This window comes from Vibrio sp. T13N, assembly GCF_032970445.1.
GTDB lineage: Bacteria > Pseudomonadota > Gammaproteobacteria > Enterobacterales > Vibrionaceae > Vibrio > Vibrio diabolicus.
The window spans coordinates 213,979-237,805 of the sequence record NZ_JAWJYE010000002.1 but is presented as its reverse complement, the minus strand read 5'-3'; the positions used below and the strand labels follow the sequence as shown (position 1 = coordinate 237,805).

At 45.5% G+C, this 23,827-nt stretch carries 18 protein-coding genes and 2 pseudogenes; 10 read left to right on the top strand and 10 right to left on the bottom strand.

Annotated features, from left to right (window positions below; genetic code table 11):
- The first annotated feature begins 63 nt into the window (after positions 1-63).
- Together R2S67_RS04145 and R2S67_RS04140 are read left to right on the top strand one after the other, a co-directional pair.
- A pseudogene (locus R2S67_RS04145) lies at positions 64-638 on the top strand (transposase).
- Positions 639-690: 52 nt separating this feature from the next.
- Positions 691-843 (top strand): annotated as a pseudogene (locus tag R2S67_RS04140) (YcxB family protein); the annotation flags it as partial.
- 119 nt (positions 844-962) lie between these two features.
- Here the strand turns inward: R2S67_RS04140 and R2S67_RS04135 are convergent.
- Together R2S67_RS04135 and R2S67_RS04130 are read right to left on the bottom strand one after the other, a co-directional pair.
- Positions 963-1,703 carry a helix-turn-helix domain-containing protein gene (locus tag R2S67_RS04135; protein ID WP_317342400.1) on the bottom strand — a complete coding sequence of 247 codons (741 nt, stop codon included), beginning with the start codon at positions 1,701-1,703 and terminating at the stop codon, positions 963-965.
- A gap of 104 nt (positions 1,704-1,807) precedes the next feature.
- Complete coding sequence (locus R2S67_RS04130) at positions 1,808-2,269, bottom strand: carboxymuconolactone decarboxylase family protein (RefSeq protein WP_046876053.1); 462 nt, start codon at positions 2,267-2,269, stop codon at positions 1,808-1,810.
- A 241-nt stretch (positions 2,270-2,510) separates the two neighbouring features.
- On the opposite strand from R2S67_RS04130, the gene R2S67_RS04125 reads away from it, so the two are divergent.
- Positions 2,511-2,912 (top strand): VOC family protein, encoded by a 402-nt coding sequence (locus R2S67_RS04125; protein WP_317342398.1) that lies wholly within the window; start codon positions 2,511-2,513, stop codon positions 2,910-2,912.
- 243 nt (positions 2,913-3,155) lie between these two features.
- Here the strand turns inward: R2S67_RS04125 and gcvP are convergent, their stop codons facing one another.
- From gcvP to R2S67_RS04110, 3 genes are all read right to left on the bottom strand, one after another.
- Positions 3,156-6,020, bottom strand: coding sequence for an aminomethyl-transferring glycine dehydrogenase (gene gcvP / locus R2S67_RS04120; protein WP_317342397.1), 2,865 nt, complete (start codon positions 6,018-6,020; stop codon positions 3,156-3,158).
- Positions 6,021-6,148: 128 nt separating this feature from the next.
- Complete coding sequence (gcvH, locus tag R2S67_RS04115; RefSeq protein WP_046876056.1) at positions 6,149-6,529, bottom strand: glycine cleavage system protein GcvH; 381 nt, start codon at positions 6,527-6,529, stop codon at positions 6,149-6,151.
- 53 nt (positions 6,530-6,582) lie between these two features.
- Positions 6,583-7,878 carry a serine hydroxymethyltransferase gene (locus R2S67_RS04110; RefSeq protein WP_005395177.1) on the bottom strand — a complete coding sequence of 432 codons (1,296 nt, stop codon included), beginning with the start codon at positions 7,876-7,878 and terminating at the stop codon, positions 6,583-6,585.
- 377 nt (positions 7,879-8,255) lie between these two features.
- Between R2S67_RS04110 and R2S67_RS04105 the strand changes: the two genes are divergently transcribed.
- Together R2S67_RS04105 and gcvT are read left to right on the top strand one after the other, a co-directional pair.
- Complete coding sequence (locus R2S67_RS04105) at positions 8,256-8,879, top strand: helix-turn-helix domain-containing protein (RefSeq protein ID WP_237309289.1); 624 nt, start codon at positions 8,256-8,258, stop codon at positions 8,877-8,879.
- A gap of 260 nt (positions 8,880-9,139) precedes the next feature.
- Positions 9,140-10,258: a glycine cleavage system aminomethyltransferase GcvT gene (gene gcvT / locus R2S67_RS04100; protein WP_104970662.1), complete on the top strand. Its 1,119-nt coding sequence runs from the start codon at positions 9,140-9,142 to the stop codon at positions 10,256-10,258.
- A gap of 133 nt (positions 10,259-10,391) precedes the next feature.
- Here the strand turns inward: gcvT and vdeR are convergent, their stop codons facing one another.
- Positions 10,392-11,120 (bottom strand): efflux transporter transcriptional repressor VdeR, encoded by a 729-nt coding sequence (vdeR, locus tag R2S67_RS04095; protein WP_006742273.1) that lies wholly within the window; start codon positions 11,118-11,120, stop codon positions 10,392-10,394.
- 161 nt (positions 11,121-11,281) lie between these two features.
- Here vdeR and R2S67_RS04090 point away from each other — a divergent pair, with 161 nt between their 5' ends.
- The 4 genes from R2S67_RS04090 (at position 11,282) to R2S67_RS04075 (ending at position 17,364) form a co-directional block, all read left to right on the top strand.
- A complete protein-coding gene (locus R2S67_RS04090; protein ID WP_074190630.1) occupies positions 11,282-12,355 on the top strand; it encodes an efflux RND transporter periplasmic adaptor subunit in 1,074 nt (357 codons plus the stop codon).
- Positions 12,355-13,416: an efflux RND transporter periplasmic adaptor subunit gene (locus tag R2S67_RS04085; protein ID WP_317342392.1), complete on the top strand. Its 1,062-nt coding sequence runs from the start codon at positions 12,355-12,357 to the stop codon at positions 13,414-13,416. Before R2S67_RS04090 ends, R2S67_RS04085 begins: the two co-directional genes overlap by 1 nt.
- Positions 13,416-16,475, top strand: coding sequence for an efflux RND transporter permease subunit (locus R2S67_RS04080; protein WP_176319396.1), 3,060 nt, complete (start codon positions 13,416-13,418; stop codon positions 16,473-16,475). The genes R2S67_RS04085 and R2S67_RS04080 overlap by 1 nt, the downstream gene beginning before the upstream one ends.
- Before the next feature lie 175 nt (positions 16,476-16,650).
- Positions 16,651-17,364: a hypothetical protein gene (locus R2S67_RS04075; protein WP_317342736.1), complete on the top strand. Its 714-nt coding sequence runs from the start codon at positions 16,651-16,653 to the stop codon at positions 17,362-17,364.
- 82 nt (positions 17,365-17,446) lie between these two features.
- Here the strand turns inward: R2S67_RS04075 and fruA are convergent, their stop codons facing one another.
- From fruA to fruB, 3 genes are read right to left on the bottom strand one after another with little or no spacing between them, the layout of a single operon-like run.
- Positions 17,447-19,186: a PTS fructose transporter subunit IIBC gene (gene fruA / locus R2S67_RS04070; RefSeq protein WP_317342390.1), complete on the bottom strand. Its 1,740-nt coding sequence runs from the start codon at positions 19,184-19,186 to the stop codon at positions 17,447-17,449.
- An 18-nt stretch (positions 19,187-19,204) separates the two neighbouring features.
- Positions 19,205-20,176, bottom strand: coding sequence for a 1-phosphofructokinase (gene pfkB, locus R2S67_RS04065; RefSeq protein WP_317342389.1), 972 nt, complete (start codon positions 20,174-20,176; stop codon positions 19,205-19,207).
- 9 nt (positions 20,177-20,185) lie between these two features.
- The gene (fruB, locus tag R2S67_RS04060) at positions 20,186-21,319 is read right to left on the bottom strand and encodes a fused PTS fructose transporter subunit IIA/HPr protein (protein ID WP_317342388.1); all 1,134 of its coding nucleotides are present in this window, start codon (positions 21,317-21,319) and stop codon (positions 20,186-20,188) included.
- Positions 21,320-21,693: 374 nt separating this feature from the next.
- Here fruB and cra point away from each other — a divergent pair, with 374 nt between their 5' ends.
- Positions 21,694-22,674 (top strand): catabolite repressor/activator, encoded by a 981-nt coding sequence (cra, locus tag R2S67_RS04055; RefSeq protein ID WP_167427472.1) that lies wholly within the window; start codon positions 21,694-21,696, stop codon positions 22,672-22,674.
- Between the two features lie 9 nt (positions 22,675-22,683).
- Here the strand turns inward: cra and R2S67_RS04050 are convergent, their stop codons facing one another.
- Positions 22,684-23,637 carry an endonuclease/exonuclease/phosphatase family protein gene (locus R2S67_RS04050; protein ID WP_317342387.1) on the bottom strand — a complete coding sequence of 318 codons (954 nt, stop codon included), beginning with the start codon at positions 23,635-23,637 and terminating at the stop codon, positions 22,684-22,686.
- Positions 23,638-23,827 lie beyond the last annotated feature (190 nt).

Below are 23,827 nucleotides of genomic sequence, written 5' to 3'. Positions count from 1 at the left end.
GCCTTTGGGTTTGATGAAACGGCTTCAAAGCGTGGACATAATTCCGTCACGGTTTTAATCGATATGGCTCGTAAAACCTTCCCCGTTGTATTTGCTACACCAGGGAAAGGAAAGAAAACAGTCACAGAGTTTAAAACCTATATTGAGAATCCTGGTGCAGGAAGTGAGCAAGTCCTTGAGGTGGTTTGCGATATGTCTCTTTCCTTTTTGATTGTTGTCAAAGATGAGTTTCCGAAAGCGAATGTTACTGTCGACTGGTTCCATGTTGTGCAGTTATATACACGAGCTGTTGATGACGTTCGGAAAACAATGACATGCCAAAAGCTCTTCGCTGGGCGGTTTTAAAGAATGCTGAGAGTCCGATGACAGATAAGCAAGTACAAGCTTTAGTTGAACTAGAGCAGTATGAACTGGAGACAGCGAAAGCTTGGCGAGTAAAAGAAAAGTTACGTTGGATAAGAGGAGCAAAAACGACTCAGGCCGCTCGTTGGCGCGTTACTAATTTTACACTTAATGAAACAGGAAGTTCAAACGCTCTAGAGCCAGTAAGAAAATTCCTAACAACCTTAGAAAAGCACTCAGAGAGAATACTTCAACGTTGGGGTTCGACCTATGCTAGTGCTGAGAATCTTGACTGACCGAGGCACTGAATACTGTGGCCGTGTTGAACAGCATGATTACCGACTCTACCTAACTATCAATGATATCGACCAACTCGAACAAACTGATTTGGGCTTTATCCTTCACCTTGGTAAACAGCGCCAATACATCAGCAAATCCTGCTTAAACGAAGAAGTGATCGCGTTTATGGTAGAACAGCACGCGGCATCAAAAGCGAGCTAACAAATTCACATCAAGCTGGAATGAGCGATCTGAAAAGTAGGTGATATATGATCGAACTTCATAACAAGTGCTTGGTTGATTCTGAATCAACTGGGTTTGATGTAGAAAGCTCATAGGGTTTAGAGATTTCTCTTTCGGACATACTGCTTCGGTGTCATGCGCGCAATCTGCTTACACTCTCTAGTCATGTGTGCTTGATCGGAAAAACCTTGCTCCAGCGCCAACTCCGATAAAGTAAGATCGGGTTGCGCTCGGAGTTGCTCTAAAGTGTGCTTCACTCGTTTAATGCGTTGGTAATGTTTAGGAGTAATCCCCAACCATTTCTGAAAATTGCGCTCTCTCTGGCGCTGACTGATGGTCCCTGTAGGTTGGTCAATAATGTGGCCGACGTACTGCGGTTCATATTCCTCAATCAGTGTTTGAACCCAGCGATATAACGTAGAAATCCTTGCAGATGACGAACGCGCTGTTTGCAGAGACTCAAATGTTGCTAGCGCAGAAGAAGCCAAAGGGTGAACATCTTGAATCCGCAATAGCTGTTCTAGGCGTTTACCAAATAGTTGATAACCAACTGCAGGATGAAAGCGTACGCCAGTCATCACCGCACCTGGCGGTAGGCAGACTTGATGTGCCAGAATGCTCACAGGTAGTAGGACAACCCCCGGCGCATGCCATTCACCATCCATTTGTACTTCATTCTGTAAAATGAATACCACACCTGTACCAGCATCACTGAGTAATTGTTTACGTACGGTTTGCGTCGTATCAGGTTTGACGGATGCTGACCAAATGGCTTGAACATAGCCAGCTAAAGCCCTTTGAGGTTTTAAAATATCAAATTCTAAGTTCAAATGAATCATCCTATTTAACCTCAACTTAAATGAGAAAGTGATACACATGAACTTTTCATCATATTAAGCTGAGGAATAAGCAGTGACTTATAAGTAAAAACTGTCAGATAGAATTATCTAGGCTTATAGTCTCCAACCTTTGGCTTAAATGCCTTAACTATTCGGTTCCAACTATTGATCGCGTTGATCGCAATTGTTAGATTGACCATAGCCTCTTCTCCGAAGGTATTCAAGGTCAGCTGATAGGTATCATCATCTACTGGTAGGCCAGCAGTTAGTAATTCAGCCCAGCCTAGTGCAACGTGTTCTGCATCGCTGTAGAATGGCATATCTTTCCACGCACTAAGCCCCCATATGCGTTCCGGCTTTTCACCTAACTTAAGCGCATCTTTACTATGCATGTCGATACAAAATGCACATTGATTGATTTGCGATATGCGTAACTTAACCAGTTCCCATATGATCATGTTCATGGTTTCTGATTGGCTAAATTGTTCATGGAAGTAAGCTTCCTGAGCGTATAGGATTTCTATTGCCTTTGGCGCTACTTCAATATAGTTGAGTCGTTTTTTCATGGTCATTCTCCTCTGTTTTTCACATAATAAGAAACGCTCTTAGCAAAAGATTGAAGATTTTCGACATGCACTCAATAAAGTTAGATAAAGGAGTGAACGAAGAAAGCGAAAAAGGATGTCTATTTGATGCTATGCGTAAACATTCATATTGTGTGCCTTACACTTTTGCAAGGCGTTACGTGCTTTCTAGAAAAGTCTCAAATTAGCGTACAATTAGCGCTTTGACACAGCGGAAATCATCATGTCCAAAACTGTTCAGCAGCAAATCGGAAACATTGCTCTAGTCGTTGAAAATTACGACGATGCTATCGAATTTTATACTCAAAAACTTCAATTCACTCTGGTTGAAGATACCAACCTAGGAGGTGGTAAACGCTGGGTTCAAGTTTCTCCTCCAAACTCCAATGGTACAAACCTACTTTTAGCTCAAGCGAGTACCCCGGAGCAAACGCATGCAGTAGGAAATCAAACAGGTGGTCGTGTTTTCTTGTTCCTGCAAACTAATGATTTCTGGCGTGACTATGAGTTGATGAAGAAAAATGGTGTTGTATTTAATGAAGAGCCTCGTGTGGAAGAATACGGGACAGTGGTGGTGTTCCAAGATCTCTATGGTAATAAATGGGACTTAGTGCAACTGAACTGAGAAACTACACAGCACCTGCATAACATAGTGTTCATGAGGAGTTTCCAACCAGCTTTTAAGGTTCTGAGATATTAGTGCTAATTCAAAGGTTCTCAGAAGTCACAATATTTCTAAATCACTTTTGTGCAAACAATAACTAGCCATCATTCCTTCTTGATGTATCAACAAATGTTAGGGCGGCACACCAAAAACAAAAAGGCGAACCAAACGGTTCGCCTTTGTCTATTTAGATGCTGCCAAAAATTAATCTTCGTAGTTATCGATGCTTGGGCACGAGCAGATTAGGTTACGGTCGCCGTATACGTTATCTACGCGGTTTACTGTTGGCCAGTACTTCCAAGATTTGGTCGCTTTAGAAGGGAAGCAGCCAAGCTCGCGAGAGTAAGGACGGTCCCACTCTTCAGCAGAAAGGTCAACTTGCGTGTGTGGCGCATTAACGAGAGGGTTGTTCTCTAGTGGCCATTCACCGTTTTTCACTTTTTCCATTTCTTCGCGGATAGCGATCATCGCATCACAGAAGCGGTCCAGCTCTTCTAGATCTTCCGATTCCGTTGGCTCAACCATTAGCGTGCCCGCTACAGGGAATGACATAGTTGGTGCGTGGAAACCGTAGTCCATTAGACGCTTCGCAATGTCTTCTTCGCTGATGCCTGTTTCTTCTTTCAGTGGACGAATGTCGATAATACATTCGTGCGCTACACGACCATTTTTGCCACGGTAAAGAACAGGGTAGTGTTGGCGAAGTGTTTCCATCACGTAGTTTGCGTTCAGAATTGCTACTTTTGTTGCATCTGTTAGGCCTGCTTCGCCCATCATTGCGATGTAAGCCCAAGAGATCGGTAGGATAGAAGCGCTACCCATATCTGCTGCTGATACTGCAAAATCTTCGCCTTCTACGCCGTCTTCAATATGGCCTGGTAGGAAAGGCGCCAGGTGAGATTTCACACCGATAGGACCCATACCCGGACCGCCACCACCATGTGGGATACAGAAGGTTTTGTGTAGGTTTAGGTGAGAAACGTCTGAACCGATGAAGCCTGGTGATGTTAGACCAACCTGTGCGTTCATATTAGCGCCGTCTAGGTAAACCTGACCGCCAGCGGCATGAACCATTTCACACACTTCTTTCACTTTCTCTTCGTAAACGCCGTGCGTAGAAGGGTAAGTGATCATAATGCTTGATAGGTTGTCTTTGTGCTTCTCGATTTTCGCTGCTAGGTCGTCGATGTCGATGTTGCCTTCTTCATCACACTTAACCACGACAACTTTCATTGACACCATAGATGCTGTCGCAGGGTTAGTACCGTGCGCAGAGCTTGGGATCAAACATACGTTGCGGTGACCTTCGCCACGGCTTTCGTGGTAGCGCTGAATCGCGATAAGACCTGCATACTCACCTGATGCACCAGAGTTTGGTTGCAGTGAGAATGCGTCGTAGCCTGTGATTTCACATAGCTTCTCTTTCAGATCTTTTGCTAGTGCTGCGTAACCGGCTGCTTGTTCTGCTGGCGCGAATGGGTGGATAGAACCAAACTCAGGCCAAGTGATTGGGATCATCTCTGCTGCTGCGTTCAGCTTCATCGTACAGCTGCCTAGTGGGATCATGCCGTGCGTTAGCGAGAAGTCTTTATTCTCTAGCTGTTTCAGGTAACGCATCATTTGCGTTTCGCTATGGTGCGTATTGAATACAGGGTGAGTCAGGTATTCTGTTGTGCGGCGTAGCGCTTCTGGAATTGCCGCAAACTCGTTGCCTGCGATTTCCGTCGATAGTGCTGCTACGTCTTCTTTTACACCAAAGACTGCAAATAGTGCTTCTACATCAGCGACCGTGGTTGTTTCGTCACAGCTAATACCTAGCTTGCCAGGTAGTAGACGTAGGTTAATGTCTGCTGAAAGTGCTTTTGCGTAAAGCTCTTCTGTTTTTGAACCTGTGTTGATGGTGATGGTATCGAAGAAGCTGTTATGAGCAAGTTCAAAGCCGCCTTTGGTTAGGCCAGCGGCGATAATCGCAGTCATATGGTGTGTACGGCGAGCAATAGTGCGTAGACCTTCTGCGCCGTGGTAAACCGCGTAGAAAGACGCCATGTTCGCTAGCAATGCTTGAGCGGTACAGATGTTCGATGTCGCTTTTTCGCGGCGGATATGCTGCTCACGAGTTTGCATTGCCATGCGCAGTGCTTGGTTACCATTGGTATCGATAGAAACACCGATAACACGACCTGGCATGGTACGCTTGTGTTTGTCACGCGTTGCCATGAATGCCGCGTGTGGACCGCCGTAACCCATAGGAACGCCGAAACGTTGTGCAGAGCCAATTGCTACGTCTGCGCCCATTTCACCAGCAGGTTTCAATAGGGTAGAAGCAAGCAGGTCAGTCGCAACAGTGACAAGCGTTTTGTTTGCTTGCGCTTTTGAGATGATCTCCGTCAGGTCACGAACTTCACCTGTTGTGCTTGGGTATTGAACTAATGCGCCGAACACGTCTTGCTCTGGTAGGGATTCTAGCGAACCAACCAGAACTTCAAAGCCGATGAATTTTGCACGAGTTTTTACTACTTCTAGCGTTTGTGGGTGAACATCGTCAGCCACAAAGAATACGTTGCTCTTGCTCTTACCTGCGCGCTTACACAGAGTCATTGCTTCTGCTGCCGCTGTTGCTTCGTCTAGCAATGAGGCGTTCGCGATTTCCATACCAGTTAGGTCGATGATCATTTGTTGGAAGTTTAAAAGGGCTTCCAAGCGACCTTGAGAAATTTCAGGTTGGTAAGGTGTGTAAGCGGTATACCAGCCAGGGTTTTCTAGCACGTTACGTAGAATGACGTTTGGAGTAAACGTGTTGTAGTAGCCCTGGCCAATGAATGTACGTTTAATTTGGTTTTGTTTAGCAAACTGCTTCATCGTCACTAGCATGTCTGCTTCGCTTTTCGCTTCTGCCAACGTCATTGGTTGTTCTAGGCGAATTTGTGCAGGCACGGTTTCTTCGATGAGGGCGTCAAGGCTTACCGCGTTGATGGCATCCAACATTTTTTGTTGGTCTGATTTGCTTGGTCCGTTGTGGCGTCCAACGAACTCATTTTGTGTGCTGAGGCTTTGAAGTAATTCAGTCATTGTCCTTTACCTACTCCTTGGCTCGGGTAACGGAAATGGTCGTTAGTGACACATTTAATTATACGTCCGAACCTAGAAAAAAAGCTGCTCTCTAAACAGGCTAGGGAACAGCTTTCGTCACATCCTAATTACTCTTCTTCGATAGAGTTTAGGTATTCTTCCGCGTCTTTTAAGTCATCCAACTCAGATGGGTTTGAAAGCTTCACTTTCACAATCCAACCACCTTCGTACGGTTCTTCGTTGATTAGCTCTGGGCTGTCTTCTAGTTCTTCGTTGATTTCTACGATTTCACCGGTAACAGGAGAGTAGATATCTGACGCTGCTTTTACAGACTCAACCAAAGAGAAGCTTTCACCTGCTTCTACTTCGTCTTCTACGTCTGGTAGGTCAACGAATACTACGTCACCCAACATTTCTTGCGCATGCTCAGAAATACCAAGTGTTACTGTGCCGTCACCGTTGTCACGTACCCACTCGTGGCTATCTGTAAACTTCAGTGTTTTGTCCATTGCTTAATCTCCAAATAACTTGTCAGGAATTATTGTGATTTTTAAAAAATCGTTTATTGGTAAAGAGGGAAGCGACTGCAAAGTTCTTTTACTTCTTTGCGAACGCGTTTTTCAACGTCTGCGTCACCTTCTGGGTTGTTCACCAAACCATCCAGCACGTCACCTATCCAATTACCGATGAGTTTGAATTCTTCAGCGCCAAAGCCGCGGCTTGTACCCGCAGGCGTTCCTAAACGGATGCCCGATGTAATCATAGGCTTCTCTGTATCGAATGGGATGCCATTTTTGTTACATGTGATCCCAGCACGTTCTAGAGCTTCTTCTGCTTTGTTGCCTTTCAAGCCTTTAGGGCGAAGGTCAACCAGCATTAGGTGCGTGTCTGTGCCACCAGTTACGATGTCGCAACCGCGAGTTTGCAATACTTCCGCTAGGACTTTTGCGTTATTGATCACCGAATCAATATAAGTTTTAAATTCAGGGCCAAGCGCTTCTCCAAATGCAACCGCTTTTGCTGCGATAACGTGCATCAGTGGTCCGCCTTGTAGGCCAGGGAATACGGCGGAGTTGATTTTCTTAATGATGTCTTCGTGGTTAGTAAGAATCATACCGCCGCGAGGGCCACGCAATGTTTTGTGTGTTGTGGTTGTCACAACATGCGCATGTGGCAATGGGCTAGGGTGTGCACCTGTTGCGATAAGGCCAGCAATGTGCGCCATATCGACCATAAGAATTGCGCCAACTTCGTCAGCGATTTCACGGAACTTAGCAAAATCGATAACGCGTGGAATAGCACTGCCACCCGCGATGATCATCTTTGGTTTGTGCTCTACTGCAAGTGCACGAACGTCGTCGTAGTTGATTTCTAGTGTTTCGCGATCAACGCCGTATTGAACTGCGTTAAACCATTTACCAGAAAGTGCTGGGCGTGCACCGTGTGTTAGGTGGCCACCAGCGTCCAAAGACATGCCAAGAATGGTGTCACCTGGTTGAAGAAGAGCCAGTTTCACCGCACCATTTGCTTGAGCGCCTGAGTGAGGTTGAACGTTTGCGTATTCGCAATTAAAAAGTTTTTTCGCGCGTTCGATAGCAATGGCTTCCACTGTATCTACGTGCTCACAACCACCGTAGTAACGACGACCTGGATAACCTTCAGCGTATTTGTTTGTTAGGCATGTGCCTTGAGCTTGCATTACCGCTTTAGAAACAATGTTCTCAGAAGCGATAAGTTCGATTTGTTCATTTTGGCGAGCGGATTCCGCCTGAATTCCAGCAAAGACAGCATCATCTGTCGCAGAGAGGTTGGTAGAGAAAAAGTTTTCCAAGCTGTGGTTAGGGTAACTCTTATTCATGGTAGTTGACCTTCCAAATCTTAAAATGAACCCGCAATAGATGAATTATGATTTGCGGTTGTGGTTCATTTGTCCTCAAAACAGCTGAACTGCATAGCAGAACAGAGTGAACATCCGGCCCTAAATGTGGGCAAAAACTCCGTCGGATTGCGTGTTTCCTTTACCAATCTCTTACGGAAATATGCATCTCTACATCTAACAAGTTGGTAACATAGCGCCTGCAGCGGGAACAATCAACCAAAAATTTCCTATAGGAAACAAGATTTCAAAAATTGTTAACAAGAGCACGGTTTAATTCACTTGGTGGACTTTTATCCACTATGTGCTTCATGCACAATGCTAGTAGGACAAAAATAAGGATATCTATAGAGGGATTTATGGCAGAAAGTATTTACGATGAATACCCATCGATGACGTTAGCGAAAGAGCAAAATGATCAAAATATCGAGCCATTAAAGCTGGGTCAGCGTATCAAGGATATCCGCTCAAAACTTGGTATTACACTAGAAGAAGCCAGTCAGCGAACAGGGCTTGCTCGTTCTACACTGAGTAAAATAGAAAATGAGCAGATTTCTCCGACATTTCAAGCAATGCAAAAATTGGCGCTTGGCTTACAAATTGATATACCGCAACTCTTTGAGCCACCTAGAAAAAAGGTTGCGACAGGGCGTAGGGATGTTACCAAGAAGAATGAAGGCAAACCACACCCAACGCAAACCTATGAACATGAACTGCTCGCTACTCAACTTTCCAATAAGAAAATGATGCCGTTTAAGAGCCAAATTCGTGCTCGCAGTTTTGATGAATACAAAGACTGGGTTCGTCATGATGGCGAAGAATTTCTGCTTATCTTATCTGGTGAGGTCATGTTCTATTCTGAGTTCTACGAACCTGTTGTTTTAAGCGAGGGCGACAGCGTCTATTACGATGCGAACATGGGACATATGTTGACCAGTGTTAGCGAGGAAGATGCGCACATTTTGTGGGTGACAGCCAAATAGTGATAAATAGTTGTAAATTTCCTATAGTGAAAGCAAACGATTGCTGTTGGTGGTCGTTATGATGGAAAGGCGCTTTTTTGATGAGAATACACTCATTAAAGCGCTTTTTTTGTACGATTTGTTGTGATTAAAATGTTAAGAGTCACACTTTTGCAAGTCGATCTACGTCTTGTTCGTGCAAAATAGAATGAGCCGTGTTTATTATTGGAAACACATCGAATGCCGATAGCATTCTCGGGTCTATCTAAATGGAGACGAAAATGACTCAAGAACTACTGAAAACACCACTACACGCACTTCACGTTGAAGTTGGTGCCAAAATGGTCCCGTTCGCGGGTTACGATATGCCTGTTCAGTATCCTCTAGGCGTAAAAAAGGAACACTTACACACTCGTGATGCGGCAGGTCTGTTTGATGTTTCTCATATGGGACAACTTCGCCTACTTGGTGACGGTGCAGCTGCGTTCCTAGAAACATTAGTGCCAGTGGATATTGTGGATCTTGAGTCTGGTAAACAGCGTTATGCGTTCTTCACTAATGAAGAGGGCGGCATCATGGATGACTTGATGGTAGCGAACCTAGGCGATCATCTTTTTGTGGTTGTGAACGCGGCATGCAAAGAACAAGACATTGCACACCTACAAGCGCATTTGCCATCTGGTGTTGAGCTAGACATTATCGAAGACCGTGCTCTGCTTGCGATCCAAGGTCCTAAAGCGGCAGCTGTATTGGCGCGTTTTGCCTCAGAAGTTTCTGACATGCTGTTCATGGATATTCGTAAAGTCGATATTTTAGGCGCCGAATGCATTGTTTCTCGTAGTGGCTACACTGGCGAAGATGGTTACGAGATCTCGGTTCCTGCTGACAAGGCAGAAGAACTCGCACGTAAACTGACCGCGGAAGAGGAAGTTGAATGGATTGGCCTTGGTGCTCGTGATTCACTTCGTCTTGAGTGTGGTCTTTGCCTATACGGTCACGACCTAGACACAACAACTACGCCTGTAGAAGCAAGCTTGTTATGGGGTATCCAAAAGGTTCGTCGTATCGGCGGTGAACGTGAAGGTGGTTTCCCAGGTGCGGATATTATTCTTAAGCAGATCGAGACCAAAGATGTGGCGCGCAAGCGTGTCGGTTTGGTTGGCCAAACTAAAGCACCAGTCCGTGAAGGCGCGGAATTGTTTGATGCTGATGGCGTTAAAATTGGCGTTGTCACCAGCGGCACTGCGGGTCCAAATGCAGGTAAGCCTGTCTCAATGGGTTATGTGCGTGCTGATCTTGCTGCGATTGGTACCGAATTGTTCGCTGAAGTACGCGGTAAAATGCTACCAATGACGGTTGAGAAAATGCCGTTTGTACCGCAACGTTACTACCGCGGTTAGGTTACTCATTATTGTCATTCTTCGCGTATTCGCGAGGCAAGAAACAAGCAAAAATGCCGAGCTTTCTAGCTCGGCATTTTTATGTATATCGGTTTTATTTATACGCTTGGAAGTTATCGTAGTTTCTGCAGCCTTATCCGACCGCTTTGTCGATTGTACAACACATGTCGATAACGATATCTTCAAGTTTTTCCGGATGAATCATGTCTTCTTTTGCAATCCCAAACTGAGACGCCATGATCGTATTGAACAACTCCCAATGTTTGATCAGCATTTTTTCGCGATTATCAGCGATGTCAGGCCATGTCTCTTGCATCATCGGAGTAAGACTGATTGCACCATGTGCAAAAATCAACATCTGCCACTTTGATTCCCACTGATCAAATTGGGCGTTAGGGTTTTCACTGTTGTACTGCTCAAAAATTCCGGTAAATATCGCAGCAAACTCATCTTTTGACTTTAAGAAATACTGCAGCAGGGCACCATCATCGCCTTGGCGAATAGCATCAGCGATCATCTGTACTGGGTGAGGATTAACGAGCGCAAATGCCAGCATGCGAACCATGAACAGATAAATTTTTCTATTCGAAGGTGTGTTCTCAGGCATCTCATTGATTAATTCAGCCATATAGCACTGCATGAATTCATCCATCGCGTCGCTAACCGCTTGCCAAATCTTCTCTTTGCTGCCGAAGTGGTGACGGATCAAACTATGTGAAACACCAGCCTTTTCACTGATATTGCGCAGTGAGACACGCTCGTAACCAAGTTCACAAAACATATCTGCTGCCACCTTAAGGATCAGACACTTAGTTTGTTCTGCGGCTTCAGCACTTCTACGCCCCTGCTTTCTTTCATTCATAGTTCGAATTTTCCCGAATATTAATCAACGCGCTTACTTTTACCAGAAACCGGACGCTTTGACTAATTAATTTGCTTTCCACCTGGAAAATATGTTGATCAATTTCAAATTCTGCATATACTGCACGACTGTGTAATATATAAAACCTACGGAGAAAGCGGGTGCGAAAACAATATTTAAAGCGCACTTTAGTTGGTGCTGTGGTGACATTAAGTCTCTCTGGCATGCTAACTGGGTGTAACAAAGCCATTTCCGAGCCGTCTGAACCTTTAATCAAACCTGTAAAATTACTGGCGGTGAAAGATCTAGAAGTTGAAGACTCGCATGCCTTTTTAGCGCGTATTGATGCGACACATCGCGCACAGCTTTCTTTTCAGGTGGGTGGTGAGGTCGATGAATTACTTGTTCGCATGGGCCAAGAGGTAAAAAAAGGTGAAGTGCTTGCAACGTTAGACCCTAAAGATCTTCAGCTTGCGTTAGACGCCTCTCAAGCCCAGTTCGCGTTAGCAAAAACGCAATGGGAGCGCGCGAAAAACCTTTATGGAAAAAAGCTGATTAGTACAGATGAGTACGACCAGAAAGAAACTCAATATAAAGCGGCATTGGCAAACTACGAACAAGCCAAAACAGACTTGAGTTATACCAAGATTCACGCGCCTTTTGATGGCATCGTGTCATACACCTATGTCAACCCGTTTCAAGTGGTAGCAGAGAAGCAAGAGATCCTGAATCTTATCGATAACACGACCTTAGATGTGTCGTTCACACTGCCAGTCAGTTATGCGGAATCCGTATCACTTGAGTCACTGCAAAATTCCGATATGTGGGTGACGATGGATAGCGAGCCAGGAAAACGTATCCCTGGAAAATTTAAAGAAATTTCGACTCAGCCAAATGTCGATACCAATAGTTATGAGGCGATCGTAACTATAACTCGACCAGAAGATCGCAATTTGCTAACAGGTATGACAGGGCAGGTACACATAGCTAAACAACATCTATCGGACGCGATGACGTTGCCTCAATCCGCTTGGGTAAACAAAAAAGAGACGCAAGGCGAAGTGTGGGTAATGGACAGAAACACACAGCAAGTTAATAAAGTCACAGTGTCTCTTGATGCCTCTGGAGGTGTGAAAGCAGGGCTTGATAACAATGATTACGTTGTTGTTGCTGGCGTTGAGCGACTGGTCGAAGGACAAGTCGTGAAAGCTTGGGTTCGTGAGGGAGGCATTTAATGAAACGATCTCTATTTACGATCTCTGCAATTGCGCTTGCAGTTTTAACGGGTTGCAAAAATGAAAACCAAGCTGTCGTCGAGCAGCCGCTTTTTGTGTCGACTGTCTCTGTGGATGCGCCGGTACAAAGCCAATATCGAGCTTTTAAAGGAATAGTTGTACCAGCAGAGCAAACACCTATGGCATTCCGCCGCGCGGGAGAAATTCAACACGTGTTGGTGAAAGCGGGCGACGTTGTTAAGCAAGGCCAAATGATCGCAAAGCTGGATGACAGTAAAGAAAAGCAAGCCGTAAATGACGCAGAAGCGCAATATACACTGGCGATTCGTCAGCTCAAACGCGGCGAAGACCTACACGCTCGTCAGATGATCTCAAAAGCCGAGCTTGATGAGCTAACAGCTAATAAAGAGTTGGCAGAAGCTAATTTCTATAACGCCACCAATCAATTGAACTACACCCGTTTATTCGCCCCGTTTGCCGGTAAAGTGTCTGACGTTTTCAAAGAGCGTTTTGAACGTGTGGCAGTTGGAGAGCCAGTGTTGAACCTATACCAAAACGATTTGGTGTACGTGCGTATTGAGCTTTCCGACAATGTTCTCGCTATGGTGGACCCAAATTCAGACAACATGAGTTACAAGCCCAGAGCAACCTTCTCCGGCATTAATGACACATTTGCTTTGGACTATTTAGAGCACACAAGTGAGCCTAACTCCGAAACTCAAACTTACGAAATGTATTTGACGATGCCACAGCCAAAACCAGAGATATTGCCGGGAACCAGTGTCAGTGTTCTGGTTGATATGGTTAAGGCGGGGATTACCTCCATCGATGGTTACAGTATTCCAGTAACGGCGCTTCAAGCGGGCAGCGAAGAGAATGAGTTCTTTGTATGGAAAAAAGAGGGTGACGTTGTCACTCGGGTGCCTGTGATGATTTCCCAAGTGAATGGCAACGGAGCCATTGTGTCGTCAGGAGTTAAGCAAGGCGACGTTCTGATTAATTCAAACCTACGTAAATTACGTGAAGGTAAACATGTGGATGTTGTGGAGAATAAACAATAATGAACATTGCTGAGTACTCAATAAAAAATAAAGTCATCAGCTGGTTGTTCATTATTATCCTTGCTGTTGGTGGTCTAACGTCGTTTTTGGAGCTTGGACGACTAGAAGACCCGGCATTTACGATTAAAGATGCCATGATCATTTCAACATACCCTGGCGCGACGTCGAAAGAGGTTGAAGAAGAGCTGACGTATCCTTTAGAAAAAGAGATTCGAAAACTCCCTTACATAGACAAAATTACCTCTACGTCTTCTGATGGTATGTCTCAAATCACGGTCAGTATGGAAATGGACTATGGTCCTGATGAACTGCCGCAAATTTGGGATGAAATGCGCCGTAAAATTAATGACTTGCGACCAACTTTGCCTCAGGGCGTACAATCTTTGCAGATCATTGATGATTTCGGTGACGTTTATGGCGTGATGCTGATGCTCACTGGCGATGACTACGATTATGTCGAGCTAAAACGCTATGCTGATTACCTGACTCGTGAAATCGAGCTGGTTGATGGCGTAGGAAAAGTGGATATCACGGGCGATCAGCAAGAAATGCTGTTTGTTGAGATCTCTCTTGACCGCCTTGCCGCGCTGAACTTAGACATGAATGTGGTTGCGAGCTTGTTGAACCAACAAAATAATGTGGTTTCAGCAGGGGAAGTGATGGTCAATGGCGAAAGCCTTGTCATTCGTCCAAGTGGTACCTTAAACACCGTAGAAGCGCTAGAAAACTTGATCATTCATGGTCGTGACACTGGGAACCTAATTCGTCTAAAAGACGTAGCAACGATTTCTCGTGGTATCCAAGAGAAGCCAAGCAACGTCGTACTCTTTAACGGTCAAAAAGCAATTAATATCGGTATCTCGTTTGCGTCAGGTGTGAACGTGGTTGAGGTTGGCGAACGTTTGGATGCGGAGCTTGCGAGCCTTGAGTCTATCAAGCCTGCTGGCATCGATATGAACTACTTTTACAACCAAGCCAATGAAGTGGATGAGTCCGTTAAAGCGTTTGTGATTAGCCTAGCAGAGGCTGTGGCGATCGTTATCATCGTTCTGCTGTTTACGATGGGCTTACGCAGTGGTGTCATCATTGGCGTCGTGCTGTTATTGACGGTGTTCGGTACCTTCATCTTGATGAACTACAACAATATCGAGCTGCACCGTATTTCTCTTGGCGCGTTAATTATTGCTCTGGGTATGCTGGTTGATAACGCGATTGTGGTCGTGGAAGGCATCTTGGTTGGCCTAAAAAAAGGGCGCACTAAAGTTCAAGCGGCCGTCGATATTGTAAAGCAAACACAGTGGCCTTTGCTTGGCGCAACCATCATTGCGATTACGGCTTTTGCACCTATCGGTTTGTCGCAAGATGCAACGGGTGAATTCATGGGCTCTCTATTCTGGGTGCTGTGTTTCTCACTATTTTTGAGCTGGATTACCGCTATTACGCTGACGCCATTCCTCGCAGATCTATTGTTGAAAGAAGAGGACAAGGGCCAAGATACCAACGAAGAAGATCCCTATAAAGGTTGGCTGTTTGTTGTATTTGGCGCATCGCTGAAATTCGCACTGCGATTCCGTTGGCTCACGGTTGCTGGCATGGTCGCGCTATTAGTGGGTGCTGTCGTGGCATTTGGTAATGTAAAACAGCAGTTCTTCCCACCATCGAACACGCCGATGTTTTACGTTGATATGTGGATGCCAGAAGGTACGGATATCCGCGAAACGATCAAAAAAGCCGAAGAAGTGGAAAGCTACATTCGTCAGCAAGACGATATTGACTTTGTTTCTGCTTCAATTGGGCAGGGGTTGCAGCGTTTTGCTCTTACGTATCAGCCAGAGAAAAGTTACGAAGCGTACGCCCAGTTCCAAGTTCGCGCCACTGATCGTGAGAACATGTTCGGTTTGTTGCACAAGTTAGATGCGAATCTGGCGAAAACATTTGATGCGCCTACGTTCCAATTTAAATTGATGGAGTTTGGCCCTTCACCAGCGTCTAAGATAGAAGCGCGTATTACTGGTCCTGACCCACAAGTTTTGCGTGATTTAGCGGTGCAAGTTGAAGACATCCTTCATACCGACCCTGGTGCCCGAAACATTCGTCACGATTGGCGAGAGCGTACTAAGGAGCTTGTGCCTGTTTTCAATGAGTCTAAAGCTCGTCGCTTGGGCATTTCGAAAGAAGATCTTTCAAGCACACTACAAATGGCGTTTGGTGGTAGCACGTTGGGTTACTTACGCGATGGTACACACACTTTGCCAATTATGACGCGCCTTCCTGAAGAAGAACGCGTGGACTTTGAATCACTACAGAACGTGACCATTTGGAGCCCATCACTGCAAACGTATATTCCGGTCGACCAAGTGATTGATGGCGTTAAATTGGATTGGAGCGAGCCGCTAATTCAGCGTCGTGACCGCAAGCGCACATTAACTGTGCTTGCTGACCACGATGTGTTGAGCGACGACACGGCGGCAAGCTTGTTTGCGCGTGTGCAGCCTAAAGTGATGGCACTGCATATTCCAGAAGGTTACGAAATCACATGGGGTGGTGAGTATGAATCATCGAAAGATGCGCAAGAAGGTCTGTTTGGTTCGTTGCCGATGGGTTACTTGTTGATGTTCATCATTACTATTTTGCTGTTTAACTCAATTAAAAAGCCGTTGGTCATTTGGTTCACCGTGCCGTTGGCGATCATTGGTGTTGCCTTTGGTTTGCTTACCACTAATATGCCGTTCAGCTTTACAGCATTCCTTGGTTTGCTGAGCCTAAGTGGCATGATTTTGAAAAACGGTATTGTGTTGCTTGATCAAATTAACCTTGAGTTGGAATCAGGGAAAGAGCCTTACCTCGCGATTGTCGATAGTGCGATCAGTCGTGTTCGTCCGGTAAGTATGGCTGCTCTGACGACCATCTTGGGGATGATTCCACTCGTCTTCGATGCCTTCTTTGGATCGATGGCAATAACGATTATGGCAGGTCTTGGTTTTGCTACAGTACTGACACTGATTGTAGTGCCAGTGATGTTTGCGATTCTGTTTAGGGTAAAACCGACCACTGCATAGGGACTCCTGGCTATTTGCCAGCTTCCTGCCTAGCCCTGAAGGTCTTCTTCAGGGCTTTTTTGATCTTACCAATGTACACCAACCCATTCATTTACTTGATTCTAATGATTTTCTTACGAATGCAATACAAATCATGCGTATACTGATGGAACGATACATCAAAGAGCGAGATAACATGAACAAGCGCGTATTACACGGACTCTTCTTCGTCGGTTCTTTCACCTTGGTTGGCTGTACTACGACAGACAGTATGACTACAGAAGAGGCTAAGCAAGCCATTCCTAAAGTCAACAGCGTTAGCACTGAAGTCATCTCCAACTGGATTGGTAGCAAGGTTTTAGCGTCTGAAGGGCTTTCACTCGAACAAGACAATCTACGTTATATATCGGGTAGCGCCGACTTAAACAGCGATGGCAATGCAGAACACATTGTATTGCTACAGGACCGTTATTTCTGTGGCAGCGGTGGTTGTGCAGCTTATATGTTTGATAATGAGGGGAACGTTATCAATCGAATGTCTGTCACTCGCACGCCTATTGTACTTGCAGATAGTTACAGCAATGGCTGGCAAGATTTCATCGTTTGGAGTAATGGCTCATATCGACTCATGAGTTACAACGGTGAATCTTACCCGAGTAACCCTTCTTTGGAGCCAAAGGTGGATCGTGACTCAAACCAGCAGGCGGCAATTGCGAATGTAATGGCGACAGAGCTTTATCAGCAAGATGGCTATGACATTATGCCCGCTGATTCGAAAATTTTGTGGACGCCAGCCAATGTATACCACTTCACCTTTAAACATTACGGTGATCCGCATAGTACTTATAAAGCGACGGTGGATATGAATAGTGGGGAAGTAGACATTGTTGCCGTTCCGGCTGCGGAATAAAAAACACCTCCCTTAACCGGAATTAAAGGGAGGTGCTGAATGCCAAATTCGAGGGTGGCATTGTTAAGCGGAGTAATTCTGTTTATGCCGCGACTTCTTGTTTGGCTTCTGCTTTGCTTTTTAAGAAAGCGTAAGTAAAGCCAGTTACTGCTGTACCAGCTGCGATAGCCACTAAGTACATTAACACTGGTGAAATGGCGTTAGGGATTAACAGTACGAACAGACCGCCGTGTGGTGCCATTAATTTTGCACCGAACAGCATGGATAGGGCACCAGTAAGCGCGCCACCTGCCATACAAGATGGAATCACACGCATTGGATCTTTGGCGGCAAATGGAATTGCGCCTTCAGAGATGAAACACAGGCCCAATACAAATGATGCTTTACCAGCCTCACGTTCATTTTGTTCAAATTTGTTCTTCGCAATGAAGGTCGCTAAACCCATACCTAGCGCAGGAACCATACCTGCTGCCATGATTGCTGCCATTGGCGCGTAAGTTTGCGAAGCCAATAGACCGACGCCAAATGCGTAAGCGGCTTTGTTTACTGGGCCACCTAGGTCGAAACACATCATCGCACCAAGGATAATACCTAGCAGAACTGCACTGTCAGATCCCATGTTGTTTAGGAAGTCAGTCAGGCCGTTCATGATGCCTGAAACTGGGCCACCTACGATGTAGATCATCACAAGGCCGGTGAACAGTGTTGCCACAAATGGAATGATCAGAATTGGTTTAAGCGCTTCCATCGATTGTGGGAGTTTTACTTTGTCCGCAAGGAGCTTCGCTGCATAACCGGCAATGAAGCCAGCTGCGATACCTCCTAGGAAACCAGCACCCGTTGAACTTGCTAGCATACCGCCAACAAGACCAGGAGCCAGACCCGGACGGTCAGCAATTGAGAACGCGATGTAACCCGCAAGAACAGGAATCATCAATGCGAATGCAGAGCCACCACCAATGTTCATCAATGCTGCAGCTAGCGTGCCTTCTTCTTTAAATGCTTCAATGCCAAACACGAACGATAGGGCGATGATCAAACCACCAGCGACAACCACAGGCAGCATGTGCGATACCCCTGTCATCAAGTGTTTGTAAGCGCCTTTCTTCTCGTCTGCTGCCGAAGCAGAATTTGCAGAACCTGAATGTTGGTAAATCGTGGCTTGCTCGAATGCTTTGTCCATCTCTTCGGCTGTTTTCTTCAGAGCTGGGCCTGTTTTCGTGCGGTACATCTTTTTGCCGTTGAAGCGATCAAGTGGCACTTCGATATCTGCAGCAATGATCACTAGATCAGCGTCTGCGATGTCTTGATTTGTCAGTTGGTTTTTCGCACCAACTGAACCACGAGTTTCCACCTTGATTTGATGGCCAAGGCGTTTGCCTTCTTCTTCTAGCGCTTCTGCTGCCATAAAGGTATGCGCAACGCCAGTAGGACAAGCGGTGATTGCGACAATTTTCTTCGCTGCTGATGTTGCTTCAGGAGTGATAGGGGCTGCAAGTGTGGTTGCTTTTTCAAGTAAAGTGGCGTTTTCAACCGCTTGCTGGAGAAATGCAGTTGCGTCTTTTGCTACTTCGCGGATTTCCGCTTGGTAAACCTTTTTCCCTACGAAACGAGAAGTATCCACGCAAGTATTTGCCGCAATGATAATGACTTCTGCTTGCTCAACGTCAGCTTCCGTCAGCAGTGTAGGTTCAACCACACTTGATTGACATTCGATTTTTGCATTCCAGGTTAATTTTGCGGCTGCTTGTTCTAGTAACCCTGCCGCAAGGATGCTATTTGCAACACCGCTCGGACAGGCAGTAATAATGGCAATATTCATACGATAACCTTCTGTTCCTTAGTTTTGTTCTAAGTTTGTAATAGGGTAAAGCTCGCTAACTTCAGTTTGCAGCTTGATGTTCTCCAGTTCTTCCTGACTGGTTAGCCCTACGCCGACTTGACTAACTGCCAAGGCAGAAAGTGCTGTAGCGAAGCGCAATAAATCGTTTTTCGGCATCAGTTGCATGTGACCCCAACACAAGCCAGCAACTAGCGTATCGCCAGCGCCAACGGTGCTTACCACATTCATTCGAGGGGGTTGTGCACGAAGCCATTCGCCTTGGTTTAGCCACATCACACCGTCAGCTCCCATCGACACAACAATATTCTCGATGCCTTTGTCACTCAGTGTTTGCGCGGCGGCTTGGCATTGTTCTGGTGTTTCTAGATATTCGCCAACAAAATCACCAAGTTCTTCATCGTTAGGCTTAATCAACCATGGGTGAGCCTCAATACCTGATTTCAATGCGGCTTTACTGCTGTCGAACAACACTTTTTTGCCTTGTTGATGCAGTGCTTTTATCCACGCAGCACATTGTTCGGCGGTTACGCCTCCAGGTAAGCTACCCGCAAGTACAAAGTAATCGTGAGTCTTTGCGAGACGGAATAGCGTCTCCTCAAAGCGAGTAATTTCGTCGGTCGTTACTTGAACGCCAGGAAAGTTGATATCACTGACGTTGCCATTGGCCTCAACCAGCTTAACGTTGATACGAGTGGCACCCTCTACTTCCACAAATTCATTCTTAACGTTGATGTCATTGAAAAGCTGATGAAATAGCTCAGGGTTATCTTTACCAAGAAAGCCGGTAACCGTGACGTCTGCGCCTAAATCGCTCAATACTTTTGCTACGTTGACACCTTTACCAGCAGCGTGGAGATTGCTTTGCTGTACTAAGCTCACGGAACCAACGTTTAGTTCATTTACTGAACCTGTTAAATCCAATGCCGGGTTGAGCGTAATAGTGACAACCTTATTTGTTTTGTTTGCCATATCGGATCCTTAACCTTCACCAAGGCCAGAAGCGATTGCATTTCCGATAGACTCCAAGGCTTGCGGTGCATCAGGGCCTTCTGCTGTAAATTGAAGTTGGTGACCGTGCTTAACGCCCAGCGCGATGACTTTCATTAGGCTCTTCGCGTTTACTGCTTTTCCATCTCCGTCTAGGTTGGCAACACGTATAGTGGATTCAAACTTTTTCGCTTCTGCGACTAACATTGCCCCCGGACGAGCATGTAGGCCGTGAGAGTTTTTGATTTTAAATACAGCGGTATGGCCTTCTTCTGAAGATGCAGCTGTGACTTCTTCACCTTTGAACAAAGCAAGAATCTGTTCTACTGATGCATCTAAAAGCTTGCCGTGTTCATTGTTAAACACAATATTAGAAAGCGTTTTTAGGATAGGTTGGTGAGCATTGTTACATGCCGCGAACGCGACAAGTGCACGCACTTTTTGACCTTCATATTCGCAGTCGTTTGCCGTCGAGACAAATGACACACCTGTGCGAGTGACATGTTTGTCACTGCCAATTAACCACAGGCCATTACCTAAGTGAGTTGGTTGTTTGGTAACGAGATCTGCAACGAATTCGTTATCAGCACATCCCGTATTTTTCAACAGACCACCAGCAACAGCACTCATCTGTAGCATGTCGCTCGCAGGGAACATCAGTTGAATTAAAGAAGCGTCAAAGTCTGCTTCAAGCTGAACATCACCGTGCAGTAGGGCGATGATCTCGTCTTCATTTTTTGCATTACGCAGACGTTCTTCTACGCCATCTGCGCCTAGCACTTTCGTTAGCTGTTTAAGAATGCCAAGGTGCTCATCAGATTTAGCTGCAATGCCGATAGCGACGAATACCGTGTTACCATCACCCCAGTCGACACCTTGTGGAAAGTGGTGCACAGCAACACCCGTTGTTTTCACCATTGAGCGAGTGTCAGTCGTGCCGTGCGGGATGGCAATACCGTTCCCCAAAAACGTAGAGTTTTGGTTTTCACGGTTTAGCATGCCTTCCACATAACCTTGTTCAACAAGGCCTTTGTCTGTCAGGCTTTGCGCAATATTCTTGATTGCTGCAAACTTATCTGTCGCTGATTGCGAGAGGGTAATGTCGTTCTTATTTAGCTTAAGCATGGTGCTTCTCCAGCCTTAAGGTATCAATTTAAAAATGTATTCTGTGTGAGAAGTTGAACGCTGCTTCTGCTGAGCGCTTATCACTCCTCAAACCATTCTATTTTTCAAGCTAAATCGATTCAGCTTATTGGTAAATTTTTTAAAAGACTCAGAAAAACTATTTTAAAAACTGACGTTAACAAATGAGTCTTTGGCGCTGTCCTATAGCCTAGCCTACAAATTGGTTTGTTGTGTATTCAGGTGATTTACGTCAATTTTTAAGTTTTGCTGAATCCTTTCAGCTTTTATACTGAATCGGTTCAGCTTATAATTCAACTTATCGAAAGATCGCTGATGTATTAATATGATCGCGCGCACAGAATAAGGTTTAGAATATGACACTGGATGAAATAGCCAAATTAGCAGGCGTTTCTAAGACAACTGCAAGCTATGTGATTAACGGAAAAGCGCAGAAATACCGCATCAGCGAGAAGACTCAGAAGAAAGTGATGGCCGTTGTAGAAGAATACAATTATAAGCCAGATCATGCGGCGTCTTCTTTGCGAGCAGGTAATTCACGCTCATTTGGGCTTATCATCCCAGACTTAGAAAACACCAGTTATGCGCGTCTTGCAAAACTGATTGAACAAAACTCGCGTAAAGCAGGGTACCAAATTTTAATTGGCTGCTCTGATGATGATCCTGATACAGAGCAAAAGGTGGCGGAAGCGTTAGTCAGTCGTCGCATTGATGCGTTGTTTGTGGCAAGTGGTATGCCCACTGCAAACGAGTATTATCTTAAGTTGCAAAATTCTGGTACGCCAGTTATCGCGCTAGACCGCCCAATGGATGATGAGCACTTTTGTTGTGTCATCAGCGAAGATTTTGACGCCGCACTTGAACTCACTCAGTCAGTACTGTCCGAGGATATAAAGTCCATTGGCTTAATCGGCGCATTGCAAGACCTTCAAGTTTCAAAAGAGCGTGAGCTCGGTTTTCTATCCGCTTCTCAACAAGGTGGCAAAACGGCAACAGTGGGTTATGGACAACACTTCTCCCGAGAAGAAGGCAAGAAAGTCTTAGAGAGATGGCTAGGAGAGAACGAGCTGCCAGATGCCATTGTCACAACGTCATACACACTGTTAGAAGGTGTGTTGGATGTGATGCTCGAAAAGCCAGAACTCATGAGCAAAGTTCGCCTAGCGACGTTTGGTGATAATCGACTGCTGGACTTCTTGCCAGTGAAAATCAACTCTTTACCTCAACAATTTGAGTTGATCGCGGACAGCGCAATGGAGTTAGCGCTCAACGCTTCCGCCAAACGTTATAAACCGGGTGTTGAGTTGATTCCACGTAAAATTGTTAAACGTCACTAAACAGGTTACTCAAAGCTTTACTTCAGCCGTCAGCGCCACAAATGCGTGGTCGCTGGCGTTTTTATCTCTGTCATAAATCGGGTTGATCAGATGTTGGTTAGACACCTGATAATCAACAACCTCGGCAACCGATATATCTGATAAGGTGTCAAACTCTTGAGAGAGCAAGATATAGTCGAGCACATTCCCAGTGGAAAAATGATAATGCGTAGCGGGGCGTTCATCCTTCAGAGCGTCACTTTGTAATGACCATCCATCTTTGAGTTGCAACTCAGTGACGCTGTCACCAGTATTGGCTACCAATGCGCTATTAACACTGGTTGGAGTGATAGGTTGATTCATATCGCCCATTAACACCGTTGGCATTGGCTCCTTTCTATACCTTTTTTGCATCGCGTCTCTTAACATCGCAGCTTCCCAACCTCTTTGCTGGGTGGATAACCAGCGCCCCATAATCGTGCTAGACGTTTCTGGTTGTTCTGAGTCGGCTGGGTGTTGAGATTTTAGGTGCGTCACGTAAACGGCGATATGACCGAGTACAGGATGTATGACTTGGGCATAGATAGGTTTACGACTGAACTCTGGAGCAACACTTACTCCAAAAGGCTCAAGCGTTGCTAAGTCAAATTCTACAGCTTGTACTTTTTCGATTGGAAACCGAGATGCGATTGCCACAACAGGGCTTGAGTAAATGTACTCATCCTCTACATGTGGGGTGTCAACGGTCGCAAAGTAGGGGTAGCCGATGGTTGAAAAGAATGCCTGGGTCTTCTCGATACTGAATACTTCTTGTACGCCAATCACGTCACCTTCCAGTTTTTCAACTTGACGTTGCGTCCAAGCAAGTTTGTCTTGCCATTGCTCTAACGAGTAGATGTTTTCGAAATCATAGTAGGCATCAGGAGGTGCGACAAAATTAAACAAGTTAGCCGTGACAAAGGTAATTCTGCTTGGTTGAGACAAAGTATTCGCTCTTTTCAACAATAACTTGAAGAGTATATACCTTCAGACTGCGTAATTGCAGCTTCGTTTGAACCAAGCCTCGACATACAAGCTAACGAGCAGCAAGTTAAATGGGTTAAGAGGTGCTCAAATGCCAAGGCTAATCAGTGATTGAGCATCGGCAGAGGTTTCTATTTTTAAGCATTGCGTT

Bases quoted from the DNA above. Each gene is read 5' to 3' on its own strand.
- R2S67_RS04135 (WP_317342400.1), bottom strand. From the start codon at position 1,703: ATGATTCATTTGAACTTAGAATTTGATATTTTAAAACCTCAAAGGGCT.
- R2S67_RS04130 (WP_046876053.1), bottom strand. From the start codon at position 2,269: ATGAAAAAACGACTCAACTATATTGAAGTAGCGCCAAAGGCAATAGAA.
- R2S67_RS04125 (WP_317342398.1), top strand. From the start codon at position 2,511: ATGTCCAAAACTGTTCAGCAGCAAATCGGAAACATTGCTCTAGTCGTT.
- gcvP (WP_317342397.1), bottom strand. From the start codon at position 6,020: ATGACTGAATTACTTCAAAGCCTCAGCACACAAAATGAGTTCGTTGGA.
- gcvH (WP_046876056.1), bottom strand. From the start codon at position 6,529: ATGGACAAAACACTGAAGTTTACAGATAGCCACGAGTGGGTACGTGAC.
- R2S67_RS04110 (WP_005395177.1), bottom strand. From the start codon at position 7,878: ATGAATAAGAGTTACCCTAACCACAGCTTGGAAAACTTTTTCTCTACC.
- R2S67_RS04105 (WP_237309289.1), top strand. From the start codon at position 8,256: ATGGCAGAAAGTATTTACGATGAATACCCATCGATGACGTTAGCGAAA.
- gcvT (WP_104970662.1), top strand. From the start codon at position 9,140: ATGACTCAAGAACTACTGAAAACACCACTACACGCACTTCACGTTGAA.
- vdeR (WP_006742273.1), bottom strand. From the start codon at position 11,120: ATGAATGAAAGAAAGCAGGGGCGTAGAAGTGCTGAAGCCGCAGAACAA.
- R2S67_RS04085 (WP_317342392.1), top strand. From the start codon at position 12,355: ATGAAACGATCTCTATTTACGATCTCTGCAATTGCGCTTGCAGTTTTA.
- R2S67_RS04080 (WP_176319396.1), top strand. From the start codon at position 13,416: ATGAACATTGCTGAGTACTCAATAAAAAATAAAGTCATCAGCTGGTTG.
- R2S67_RS04075 (WP_317342736.1), top strand. From the start codon at position 16,651: ATGAACAAGCGCGTATTACACGGACTCTTCTTCGTCGGTTCTTTCACC.
- fruA (WP_317342390.1), bottom strand. From the start codon at position 19,186: ATGAATATTGCCATTATTACTGCCTGTCCGAGCGGTGTTGCAAATAGC.
- pfkB (WP_317342389.1), bottom strand. From the start codon at position 20,176: ATGGCAAACAAAACAAATAAGGTTGTCACTATTACGCTCAACCCGGCA.
- fruB (WP_317342388.1), bottom strand. From the start codon at position 21,319: ATGCTTAAGCTAAATAAGAACGACATTACCCTCTCGCAATCAGCGACA.
- cra (WP_167427472.1), top strand. From the start codon at position 21,694: ATGACACTGGATGAAATAGCCAAATTAGCAGGCGTTTCTAAGACAACT.